Raw genomic sequence first — 11,674 nt, forward strand, 5'->3', positions numbered from 1 at the left:
GAGGTTTTTCGGCGCATGTCACCCGTTGGAGTCAGCGCACGACCAGCAGGTGCGGTGCGGCGATCCACGGCAGGTAGGTGCGATCACCCCCGTAGCTGACGATCACGAGGGAGGTCGTGGTGCTCTTCGGCAGCGTCACGACCGCCGTTCCGCGGGCGTCGAGGGTGGCCGAGCCCCGGCGCATGCCGTTGACCCAGACGTCGACCGTGCCGGTCGGGGTGACGCCCGCGACACCGGTCACCTGGACCTGGACGTCCTTGGGGTCGCTGCGGCGCACGGTCCAGTCGGTCCCGTCCGTGCGGACCGACGGCAGCGTCTTCGTCACCGTCAGCGAGGCAGCCGCCGACGTCGACCCGAGGATCGGCGGGTCAGCCGCCGGTGCCCCCCCGTAGACCGCGGTGACCTGGTGCCGACCCGTGGCGACGTCCGCGGGGAGGCGCACCCGCGCGGTGCCGTCCGCGGCGAGCGGGACGGTGGCCACCGACGCGCCGTCGACGAGCACCTGGACGGACCCCGTCGGTGTGCCGCCCTTCACCGCGACCCTCGCGGTGACCGGGTTGCCGAAGACCGCGACGGACGACGACAGCGACAGGGTGGTCGTCGACGCGACGGGCGGTGCGGTGGAGACGCCGAGGACGTCGGCCAGCAGGTCGACCGCTCCGGAGGCGTCGCCGGACATGAGCGCATGCTCGGCGTCAGCCGTCGTGGCGGCATCCTCGGCGCCGGACGCGTCCTGCGCGAGGTCGCGGACCAGCGAGACGACGATCCCCGCCGCGGCGGCGGTGTCGCGCTCGGTCCCGTTCAGCTCCTCGGCCGCGGCGGCCAGCAGCCGGACCGCCGGACCCGTGCGGGCCGGGTCGAGCGCCGTCCCGTCCCAGACGGGGGCGTCGAGCACGGCCTGCACGGCGTCCTGCGCGTCGCCGTCGGGCAGGGTGGCGACGAGCGCGGTCAGCCGGTCGCGCTGCGCGTCCGTGCGCAGGCCCCAGCCGTACGGGTACAGCGGTGCGTACGTGTCGTCGCCGACGTTGACCGGGACCTGGTCCGCTGCAGCCGGCCAGCTGACCGGCAGGCGGCCGGTGAACGGCTGCGTGCCGAACAGGACGTCCGCGACGCCGGCGCCCTCCGTGCCCGGCAGCCACGAGGCCACCAGCGCGTCGATCGCGCCCAGCTGGTCGGTGACCAGCTGCGGACGGCCCGACACGACGAGCACCGCGCACGGCAGCGCGCCGCAGACGGTGTCGATCGCGGTGCGGTCCGCCGCGCTCAGGCTCAGCGACTTCCCGTTGTTGCCGACGTCGCCCTGACCCTCCGCGTACGGCGTCTCACCGACCACGACGATGCCGACCTGCGCGTCCCCGACGGGCGCCGAGGCGTCCTTCGAGTAGGTGACCGCGGAGGTGACGGCCTGGATGCCCTCGAGGATGGACGTGCCGGGCGTGATGTCGCCCGAGCCGCCCTGCCAGGAGATGGTCCAGCCGCCCGCCTGGTTGCCGAGGTCGTCGGCGTTGGAGCCGGCGACGTACACCGCGGCGTCCGCGGCGAGCGGCAGCAGGTCGTCGGCGTTCTTCAGCAGCACCTGCGACTTCGCCGCCGCCTCGCGGGCCACCGCGCGGTGCGCGTCGGACCCCACGTCGGCCGCCTGCGACCGGTCCGCGAACGGGGCGTCGAACAGCCCGAGCGCGAACTTCTGCGTCAGGATCCGTCGGACCGCGTCGTCGACCCGGTCCTGCGAGACGTCGCCCGAGCCGACCTTGCCGGTGATCGCGGTGATGAACGCCCCGAAGTTGTACGGCGCCATCGCCATGTCCAGGCCGGCGTTCACCGAGCGGGCCGCCTTGTCGGCGTACGTGCCGCCGGGCAGCTTGTCGATGCCCTCCCAGTCGCTGATGAGGAAGCCGTCGAAGCCGAGCTCGTCCTTGAGCAGGTCGGTGTTCAGGGCGCGGTCCTCGTGCATCCGGACCGGGTCCGCACCCGCGATCGAGACCGCCGAGTACGACGGCATGATCGAGCCGACGCCCGCCTCGATCGCGGGCACGTACGGGTCGACGTGCAGCCGCCTCAGCTCGTCCAGGCTGCCGACGCGGGTGATGCCCTGGTCGATCGGGTAGCCCGAGCCCGCGAGCGCAGGGTCGTAGGTGGTGCCGCCGTCGCCGACCCAGTGCTTGGCCGTCGCGAGGACCTTGTCCGGGCCGGAAAGGTCGCTCGGGTCGCCGCCCTGCAGGCCCACGATCGCGGCGTCCGCCATCGCCGTCACCAGTGCCGGGTCCTCGCCGAACGACTCGTAGGAGCGGCCCCACCGCTCGTCGCGCGTGACGCACAGGCACGGGGAGAACGCCCAGGGGACGCCGGTCGCGCGAACCTCCTGCGCGGTCGTGCGCTGGACCTCCTCGACCAGGTCGGCGTCGCGCGCGGCGCCGAGCCCTTCGTTGTGGGGGAAGACCGTCGCGCCCACCACGTTGTTGTGGCCGTGCACGGCGTCCACGCCGTAGAGGAGCGGGATCTGCAGCCGCGTGGACAGGGCCTGCCGCTGGAAGCCGTCGATCATGTCCGCCCAGCCGGTGGCGGTGTTCTGCGCCGGCACCGAGCCGCCGCCGGACAGCACCGAGCCGAGGCCGAGGTCGGCGATCTGCGCGGGCGACTGCAGGCCCAGGCGCTCGGCCTGGGTCATCTGGCCGATCTTCTCCGCGAGCGTCATCCGGCCGAGCAGATCGTCGACGCGCTGGGCAGTGTTCTTGGTCGGGTCGAGGTAGGCCGCGCCGACGGCGTTGAGGACGACCTTCGGGGCCGTGCCGATGGCCGCTCCCGTCGGGTCGAGCTCGACGGCCAGCGTGCGGGCGTCGTCGACCGTCTCGGTGGCGTGCGTGACCACGTCGACGGTCTGTGTCGTGCCGGACGCCGTGCCCGCCGCGAACGTGAGCGTGCCGGAGAACGCGTTGTAGTGCGTCCCGGCGACCGCGGTGCCGGCGCCGTTCGCGTAGTCGACCGTGACGTCCGCCGGCAGCGGCTGGCCGTCGGTCGTCGTCAGGGTCACGGGCACCTGCGCGGTCTGGCCCGGGTCGACCAGGATGACGTCGCTCGACGACACGGTGGCCGTCGGAGCCGGGACCGCCGAGCCGTACAGCTGCACGTCGTCGATCGCCCACGAGACGGGGGTCGCCGTGCCCGGCACGAACGTCACCGCGTAGCCCCACGCGGACGTCAGGTCGAGGATGCCGTTGCGCGTCGCCGCGTCGCCCGGCTGGTAGCCGCTCAGCGTGAACTGCGAGAAGGGGAGGTCGACGATCTTCCAGCGGCTGCCGTCGCTGGACCAGTTGTCCTTGAACGTGGCCGCCCAGACCTCGGAGTGCTCGCCGTCCGGGCCGCCGTCCTTGAGCTCGACCTTGATGTCGTCGCCCGCGGTCGGGGATGCCGGGCGGGTCGGCTGCGAGGCGTACCAGGCCAGCCGGATGCCGCGGAACGAGCTCCAGTCCTGACCAGCCGCCAGGTTCTGGCTGTACCCGCCCCAGCCGCCCGAGGGGATCTGGTAGTCGCCCGACAGCACGTGGTTGCCGGCGGGGATGCCGTCGCGCTCCTGCTCCGTGACGCCGAGGCGCACCAGGTCCGCGACCGAGCCCCACGTGAAGATGCCGACCGTGCTGCCCGGTGCAGCGATCGGGACGTCACCCTCGGCGTCCTCGATCGTGCTCACCCGGTCGTACAGGCCGAGGTCGTCGAACGTCCACGCGCCCGCACCCAGGTCGGTCAGCGTGACCGCGAACCCGGTGCTCGCCGACGGGTCGAAGCGGGCGTCCGACGCCGGGTTGCCCTTGAGCCGCAGCTGCGAGAACGCCACGTTGACCTGGCGCCAGCCCGCGGTGTCGTCGGTGACGCTTCGCTCGAACAGCTGGCCGTTGCTCTTCAGCTCGTACCGGAGCAGCCCGCCGCCGCCGGTGCCCAGGAACCAGAACGTGAAGCCGTCGTGCGCGGACCAGTCGGTGACCGCGATGTCGTGCGTGAAGCCGAACCAGTCGCCCGCGGCCGGCGCTCCCCCCACCGTGGCGATCAGGCCGTTGCCGCCCCGGTCCACGGGTCCCGTGGACAGCACGGGCGTGACCGGCGCGCTGATGCCCCACGTGGTGTAGCCGGCGGGGACGCCCGACTCGTAGTCGTCGAGCACCGTGACGCCGCCGACGTCCGGCAGGTCGCCGTGCGGGGTGATGGTGACGGTGCTCGTCGTGCGGCCGCCCAGCACCAGGCCGTCGGACGGCTCGGACAGGGTGAGCTCGACCGTGCGGACCTGGCCGAGCGGGCCGTGGTCGACGGTCGGCACGGTGACCGTCGCCTCCGTGGTGCCGGCCGGGAAGGTGACCGTCTCGTCGACCGCGGTGTAGTCCGTGCCGGCGACGCCCGTGCCGCCGGTCGACCGCACGCGGACGGTGGTGTCGGTGGCCGCGGCGGTCGCCAGGATCAGCGGGACGGTCGCGTCGTCGCCCGCGGGGACCGTCGTGCCGGAGGTGGCGAACGCGACCGCGGCCTGCGTCGCCGTGCCGTAGACCTCGAAGGAGAACAGCGAGTAGCCGTACCAGTGCAGGCGGGCCGGGTCCCAGTCGAAGCTGGTCCGCTGGTTCATCTGCAGCCGCACGTACCGGGCGTCGGTGGCCGCGAACGTGAGGTCGTCGGTGCCGCCGTCGCCGGCCGCCTCGGTGTGCACGGTGGTCCACTCGTCGGGTGCGGTCGCCACCTGGACCTCGTAGCCCGCGGCGAACGCGGCCTCCCACGCGAGGACCACGTGGTCGACGGACGCCTCCGCGCCGAGGTCGACCTGGAGCCACGCCGTGAACGGGACGTCCTCGTCCGGGCCGTTGCCGCTGGCCCACCGGGTGACCGGGTTCCCGTCGATCGCCGCGTCCGGCGGGAACGTGCCGTCGCCGTCGGACTGGAACACGTCGGCGGTCGCCGTGCCGGTCCGCGCCAGGTCACCGGGCGCCGCCGCGGCGGGCGCGGCGAGCCCGACCAGGGCCAGCGGGACGACCAGCGCCAGGGCGGCGAGGCTCGCGGGGAGGGCGTTCAGACGGTCGGCACGGCGCACGGTCACTCCCTTGTGACGTGGCCGGGCCCCATTGCGCAGCCACTGTCCGCGCGGGCCGAGTCAGTGCCTCGTTGCACCCCCGACGCGTGCGGTTCTCGCCAGACAATCACAATGACTTACTGGGCGGTAAGTCGAGAACATCACGATTTGGTAACGGACAATTCGGAGCGAGTTTTTGTCGAGAACCCTCACTCGCCCACGTCATGAGGCGTCGGGTGACCACCCGGCGCGAGACCTCGGAGGACATGATGACGACCACACCCGCAACCACGGCTCCCGGACGCCCGCCCGTGGTGGACATGGCCACCTGGCTGGCCGCCAGCGACGAGCTGCTGGTCCGCGAGAAGGCCCACACCCGCGAGAGCGACCGCCTCGCCGCAGCCCGCCGACGGCTGCCGATGGTGGAGGTCGACGGGTCCACCCCGGTCGTCGGGCCCGACGGCCCGGTCCCCTTCCGGGACCTGTTCGACGGTCGCGACGAGCTGATGCTCTACAAGCACATGTGGCACGACGGGGCCCCGCACCAGGGCCAGTGCGAGGGCTGCACGGTCTCGGCCTGGCACCTGCGGGACACCGTCTACCTCCATGCGCGCGGCGTCTCGTTCGCCATCGTGACCACCGGCCCGTGGGACGAGGTGGCGCCGTACGTCGACTTCATGGGCTACACGCAGCCCTGGTTCTCGGTCCGCGACGTCGCGGCCCCGATCGGCGACGACATGGGGTCCTTCACCTGCTTCCTGCGCGACGGCGACCGCGTCTTCCTCACGTACTCCACGACCGGCCGCGGAGTCGAGGCCGTGGCCGGACCGTTCGGACTCCTCGACCGGACACCGAACGGCCGCGGCGAGGCCTGGGAGGACTCCCCCGACGGCTGGCCCGAGGGCCACGACCCGTGCTGGTACTGGCGCACGGACGCGGACCGACGCCCGGACGTCGGCCCGACCAGTCGGCCCGCACCTCAGTGGACCCGTCCCGGCGCGACACCCGAGCAGACCCTGGGCCGGATGGGCCACCACCACTGAGGGTCCGGCGGGACCGGTCAGGCCGGCAGCACGCAGGTGGGCGACGGGAGCTCGAGCGTGCTGACCACCGCGCCGTCCGCGTCCAGGACCGCCAGGCCGCTGGACACCTGCTCGGCGACGACCGTCCACCCGTCGACCACCTCGAGGTGTCGCGGCCACGCACCCGGCAGCGCGTCGTCGGCGACCGGCTCGAGCAGCCCGTCCGCGCGGATCGTGAACCGCGCCAGCACGTCGGACGCGCGGATGCCGACGAGCAGCCGGTCGCCGTCGCGGACGATGTGTGATGGGAGCCGGCGCTCGTCGGCGGGGACCGTCGTCGCCGGCACCGTCTGCACCAGCGTCCCGACGCCCGCGTGCCACGCGAGCACCCGGACCGTGACGTCCAGCTCGCCGACCACGTACGCGAACCGGCCGTCGGCGCTGAACGTCAGGTGCCGCGGACCCTTCCCGGGAGGGAGGACCGCGGCGACGCCGTCCTCGACCAGCCGGCCGTCCTCGCGGCGGTAGCGACGGATCTCGTCGGTGCCCAGGTCGACCACCAGCACGTACGCACCGCTGGGGTCGAGGGTGACGAAGTGCGCGTGCGGCGACTCCTGCCGGTCCTCGTCGGGACCCGACCCGGAGTGCCCGAGCACCTGGGCCGGACCCTGCGTCGCGAACCCACCGTCCTCGTCCAGCGGCAGGACGCCGAGCGTGCCCGAGGAGTAGTTGGCGACCAGCAGCGTGCCGCCGTCCGCGTCGAGCACCAGGTGGCAGGGGTCCGCGCCGCCCGACGGGACCGTGGCCCGGTGCACGAGCGAGTCGCCGACGACGTCGAACGCGCTGACCGTGCCGTCCGTCTGCTCGTTCACGGCGTACAGGACCGTGCCGCGCAGCGCGAGGAAGCTGGGCGACGGCGTCTCGACGACCTGCCGCGCGTTGCTCAGCGCACCGGTCGCGGGGTCGAGGTCGACCCGCCAGATCCCCTCCCCCTGACCGACGGGCGTCCCCGCACCGGCGACGGGATAGGTACCGATCCACAAAGGTGTCTGCTGCGCGCTCACGGTCCCGGAGCCTACGGCGACAGCCGCACCCCGGCCCGCGGACGTTGAGCAATGAGCCCCTCGGACGTCCGCAGATTCGCGCGTTCCCACGACCGGATGTGCGGACGTTGCGGAGGCTTCAGAGGGTCTCGTGCGTGCGGAGCCACTCCGCCGGGTCCGTGAGGACCGTGGACAGGGCAGCCAGGGCCCCGCCGGTCATGGCGGGGTACTGGCCCGCGCGGGCCGAGGAGACCTCCAGCGGCGACCAGGGCGCGAAGATCACCAGCTCGTCGAGGCGGGCGGCGACCTCGTCGTGCACATGGTCGAACAGCTGGCCGAAGGTGCCGCCGAGCACCACCTCGCCGACGTCCACGACGTTGGCCACGCTCGCCAGGGCGACGCCGAGCGCTCGCGCGGCCTGGGCGACGGCGGCGCTCGCACGGGGGTCGCCCGCGGCGAGCGCGTCGAGCAGCGCGTCGAGGCGGGCGGTCGGCGGCAGGCCCGAGGCGCGGAGCATCGCGTCCTGGCCCGCCAGGGCCTCGAGGCTGCCATCGGACGCACGCGGCCCGCGGAACGCATCGACGACGATGTGCCCGATCTCGCCGCTCCAGCCGTGCCGGCCGGGGAAGATCTCGCCGTCGAGCACGATCGCGCCACCGATGCCGACCTCGCCGGAGACGTACGCGAAGCTCGGTGAACCGCGGCGGGCGTGGGCCTCCGCACGGGCGGCGAGGTTGGCCTCGTTGGCGACACGCGGCGGGAAGCCCGTCAAGGCCGACAGGGCGCCCACGACGTCGACGTCGCGCCAGCCGAGGTTCGGTGCGACGCGCAGGGGGCCGGTGACCCGGTCGACCAGTCCCGGGAGGGCCAGGGCCGTGCCGGCGACGCGGACGCCCCCGCCGCGGAGCCCGTCGATCACGAGTGCGACGAGCGCGGCGAGGCGGTCCAGGACGGCGGCGGGTTCCGCTCCGCGCAGGTCGTCGAGCTCCACGTGCTCAGCCAGCACGTCCCCGGCGAGGTCGATCGCGCGGACGCCCAGGTAGTCCACGTTGACCTCCATGCCGACGCCGGCGACGGTCCCCTGCGCGGGGGCCAGCGGGACGGCGGGGCGGCCCGCACGCTGCGTCTGCGTGGGGTCGAGCTCGCGCACGAGGCGGGCCTCGATGAGGTGGTCGACGAGGCCGGAGACGGTCGCGCGGGCGAGCCCCTCGGAGGCGGCGAGCTGGGCCCGGGACAGCGGCTCGGGAGCGTCGACGATCCCCCGCAGCGCGACCCCGAGGTTCTGGTCCCGCATCTGCGCCTGCCGGGCCACGCGCGACGGGTCGCGGGGCTCGGGCTGCGGCATGCGCTTGACCCTACCGGCTTCTCGGGATAAATTCATCCGGCAAACTAAACCGGATTCATCTCGATGAGGAGACGCGTGATGGCAGCGCAGCCCACCCGTGCAGACAAGTTCTCGTTCGGCCTCTGGACGGTCGGCTGGAACGCCCAGGACCAGTTCGGCTCGGCATCCCGCCCGTGGCTGGACCCGGTCGAGTCGGTCCACAAGTTGGCCGAGCTCGGCGCCGCGCACGTGACGTTCCACGACGACGACGTCGTCCCGTTCGGCTCCGACGACGCCGAGCGCGACAAGATCCTGTCCCGCTTCAAGGGCGCCCTCGACGAGACCGGCATCACCGTCGAGATGGTCACCACCAACACGTTCAGCCACCCGATCTTCAAGGACGGCGCGTTCACCTCGAACGACCGCCGCGTCCGTCGCTACGGCCTGCGCAAGGTCGTCCGCAACGTCGACCTGGCCGCCGAGCTGGGCGCCGACACGTTCGTCATGTGGGGTGGCCGCGAGGGCGCCGAGTACGACTCCGCCAAGGACCTCAACGCCGCGCACGACCGCTACGCCGAGGGCATCGACACCGTCGCCGCGTACATCAAGGAGAAGGGCTACGGCCTGCGCATCGCGCTCGAGCCCAAGCCGAACGAGCCCCGCGGCGACATCCTGCTCCCGACGATCGGCCACGCGATCGCGCTGATCGACCGGCTGGAGCACTCCGACATCGTCGGCCTCAACCCCGAGGTCGGCCACGAGCAGATGGCGGGGCTCAACTACACGCAGGGCATCGCGCTGGCGCTGTGGGCGGGCAAGCTCTTCCACATCGACCTCAACGGCCAGAAGTCCATCAAGTACGACCAGGACCTGGTGTTCGGCCACGGCGACCTGTTCTCCGCCTTCGCCACGGTCGACCTGCTCGAGAACGGCTTCCCCTCGGGCGGCCCGACCTACGACGGCCCGCGCCACTTCGACTACAAGCCGTCGCGCACCGAGGACTTCCAGGGTGTGTGGGACTCCGCGTCCGCCAACATGGCGACGTACCTGCTGCTCAAGGAGCGCGCGCAGGCGTTCCGGGCCGACCCCGAGGTCCAGGCGGCCTTCGAGGAGTCCGGCGTGCTCGAGCTCGCGCAGCCGACGCTGGCCGCGGGCGAGACCCTGGCCGACCTGCTCGCGGACCGCTCCGCCTACGAGGACCTCGACGTCGACGCCGTCGCCGAGCGCGGCTTCGGCTTCGTCCGCCTCAACCAGCTGGCCCTCGAGCACGCGCTCGGCGCCCGCTGACCCGTCGCCCCCCGGCGCCGCCCGCACCCCCGTGCGGGCGGCGCCCCCGCACCCCTCTCGTTGCGTCCGCACTCCGTCGGGTCCCACCCCGCACGAGTGCGGACGTTGCGGGTTCACCTGGAGGTAGACCATGGCTCTCGTCGCCGGCATCGACTCGTCGACGCAGTCCTGCAAGGTCGTCGTGCGCGACGCCGACACCGGGGCCCTCGTGCGCTCCGGGCGCGCGTCGCACCCCGACGGCACCGAGGTGGCGCCTTGGTACTGGTGGGACGCCCTGCAGTCCGCGATCGTCAGCGCGGGGGGTCTCGATGACGTCGACGCGGTCTCGGTCGGCGGCCAGCAGCACGGCATGGTCGCGCTCGACTCCCGCGGCGAGGTGGTCCGGGACGCGCTGCTGTGGAACGACACCCGCTCGGCACCGGCCGCCCTGCAGCTCATCGACGAGCTGGGCGGACCGCAGGCATGGGCGGACGCGGTCGGCTCCGTGCCCGTCGCGTCCCTGACCGTGACCAAGCTGCGATGGCTGCGCGACGCCGAGCCGGAGAACGCCGCGCGCGTCGCCGCCGTCGCCCTCCCCCACGACTGGCTCACCTGGCGCCTCGCCGGGGCACCGGGCCTCGACGCGCTCGTGACCGACCGCTCGGACGCCTCCGGCACCGGCTACTGGTCCCCCGCCACCGAGGACTACCGGCACGACCTGCTCGAGCTGGCGCTGGGGCACGACGCGCTCGTCCCCCGCGTCCTGGGCCCGTCGGCGGCCGGCCCCCGGACCACCGGCGGCGCGATCCTCGGACCCGGTGCCGGCGACAACGCCGCGGCAGCCCTCGCGCTCGGTCTGCAGCCCGGCGACGTCGCGGTGTCCATCGGCACCTCCGGGGTCGTCTCGGCGATCGCGTCAGCGGCGACGGCGGACGGCTCGGGTCTGGTGACCGGGTTCGCCGACGCCGCCGGCGGCTTCCTCCCGCTCGCCTGCACGCTCAACGCCTCCCGTGTGCTCGACGCCGCCGCCCGGATGCTCGGCGTCGACCACGCGGGCCTGTCCGCGCTGGCCCTCTCCGCGCCCGCGGGCGCCGACGGGCTCGTCCTCGTGCCCTACCTGGAGGGCGAGCGGACGCCGAACAAGCCCGACGCCACCGGCGCCCTGCACGGCCTGCGTCTGGGCAACACCACGCCCGCGCACGTGGCGCGTGCCGCGGTCGAGGGGATGCTGTGCGCGCTCGCCGACGGGATCGACGCGCTGCGCGCGCAGGGCGTCGCGGTCGAACGGCTGTTCCTCATCGGCGGAGGCGCGCAGTCCGCCGCAGTCCGGGCGATCGCGCCGTCGGTGCTCGGGCTCGACGTCCGCGTCCCGACGCCCGGCGAGTACGTGGCCGACGGAGCCGCCCGCCAGGCCGCGTGGGTGCTCTCCGGGTCCGCGACGGCGCCGTCGTGGAGCTCGGCCTCCGAGGCGACGGTGTTCACCGGCGACCCGGTCGCGCGGGTCCGCGAGCAGTACGCCGCGGTGCGCGAGCTGACGGGTGTACGACCCGCCTGAGACAGGACGAGAGCCCGGCACCCCCCCGGCGCCGGGCTCTCGTCGTTCGTGCGATGTGTCAGTGCGACGCGTCGTACGCGGCCTTGACCTCCGCGGAGATGCGGCCGCGCTCGGACACGTGGTGCCCGTGCTCCTTGGCCCACTCACGGATCGCCTGGGCGTCGCTGGACGACGAGCGCCGCCCGCGAGCAGCCGTCGACTTCGCGGCCGCGCGGCCGCCGACCTTGCGTGCGTGACCGACCCACTGGGCAAATGCGTCACGCAGCTCGCTCGCGTGACCGGAGGTCAGGTCGATCTCATAGGTGACGCCGTCGAGCCCGAACGTCACGGTCTCGTCTGCAGTTCCGCCGTCGATGTCGTCGACCAGCAGGACCTGAACCTTCTGCGCCATTGTGTTCTCCATCATGCGATGCGGGG

The 11,674-nt window shown here is 73.5% G+C and carries 7 protein-coding genes; 3 read left to right on the forward strand and 4 right to left on the reverse strand.

The features are described from left to right. Positions 1 to 31: 31 nt before the first annotated feature. Positions 32 to 5,068, reverse strand: a complete 5,037-nt coding sequence (locus tag J2X26_RS02515; protein WP_307489549.1) for a glycoside hydrolase family 3 N-terminal domain-containing protein — start codon at positions 5,066 to 5,068, stop codon at positions 32 to 34. A 248-nt stretch (positions 5,069 to 5,316) separates the two neighbouring features. Here J2X26_RS02515 and J2X26_RS02520 point away from each other — a divergent pair, with 248 nt between their 5' ends. Next, the gene (locus tag J2X26_RS02520) at positions 5,317 to 6,090 is read left to right on the forward strand and encodes a DUF899 family protein (protein WP_307489550.1); all 774 of its coding nucleotides are present in this window, start codon (positions 5,317 to 5,319) and stop codon (positions 6,088 to 6,090) included. A 17-nt stretch (positions 6,091 to 6,107) separates the two neighbouring features. On the opposite strand, the gene J2X26_RS02525 is transcribed toward J2X26_RS02520, so the two are convergent. Both J2X26_RS02525 and J2X26_RS02530 read right to left on the reverse strand, forming a co-directional pair. After that, complete coding sequence (locus J2X26_RS02525) at positions 6,108 to 7,133, reverse strand: lactonase family protein (protein ID WP_307489552.1); 1,026 nt, start codon at positions 7,131 to 7,133, stop codon at positions 6,108 to 6,110. A gap of 118 nt (positions 7,134 to 7,251) precedes the next feature. Next, positions 7,252 to 8,457 (reverse strand): ROK family protein, encoded by a 1,206-nt coding sequence (locus J2X26_RS02530; RefSeq protein WP_307489553.1) that lies wholly within the window; start codon positions 8,455 to 8,457, stop codon positions 7,252 to 7,254. 78 nt (positions 8,458 to 8,535) lie between these two features. On the opposite strand from J2X26_RS02530, the gene xylA reads away from it, so the two are divergent. Beyond that, positions 8,536 to 9,723 carry a xylose isomerase gene (xylA, locus tag J2X26_RS02535; RefSeq protein WP_307489555.1) on the forward strand — a complete coding sequence of 396 codons (1,188 nt, stop codon included), beginning with the start codon at positions 8,536 to 8,538 and terminating at the stop codon, positions 9,721 to 9,723. A gap of 130 nt (positions 9,724 to 9,853) precedes the next feature. Then, positions 9,854 to 11,257: a xylulokinase gene (gene xylB / locus J2X26_RS02540; protein ID WP_307489556.1), complete on the forward strand. Its 1,404-nt coding sequence runs from the start codon at positions 9,854 to 9,856 to the stop codon at positions 11,255 to 11,257. 58 nt (positions 11,258 to 11,315) lie between these two features. On the opposite strand, the gene J2X26_RS02545 is transcribed toward xylB, so the two are convergent. Further along, a complete protein-coding gene (locus J2X26_RS02545) occupies positions 11,316 to 11,648 on the reverse strand; it encodes a histone-like nucleoid-structuring protein Lsr2 (protein ID WP_307489558.1) in 333 nt (110 codons plus the stop codon). Positions 11,649 to 11,674: the final 26 nt, after the last annotated feature.

The sequence above is a fragment of the Cellulomonas humilata genome, assembly GCF_030814415.1.
Taxonomy (GTDB): Bacteria; Actinomycetota; Actinomycetes; order Actinomycetales; family Cellulomonadaceae; genus Cellulomonas; species Cellulomonas humilata_A.

Bases quoted from the DNA above. Each gene is read 5' to 3' on its own strand.
- J2X26_RS02530 (WP_307489553.1), bottom strand. From the start codon at position 8,457: ATGCCGCAGCCCGAGCCCCGCGACCCGTCGCGCGTGGCCCGGCAGGCG.
- J2X26_RS02545 (WP_307489558.1), bottom strand. From the start codon at position 11,648: ATGGCGCAGAAGGTTCAGGTCCTGCTGGTCGACGACATCGACGGCGGA.
- xylB (WP_307489556.1), top strand. From the start codon at position 9,854: ATGGCTCTCGTCGCCGGCATCGACTCGTCGACGCAGTCCTGCAAGGTC.
- J2X26_RS02520 (WP_307489550.1), top strand. From the start codon at position 5,317: ATGACGACCACACCCGCAACCACGGCTCCCGGACGCCCGCCCGTGGTG.
- xylA (WP_307489555.1), top strand. From the start codon at position 8,536: ATGGCAGCGCAGCCCACCCGTGCAGACAAGTTCTCGTTCGGCCTCTGG.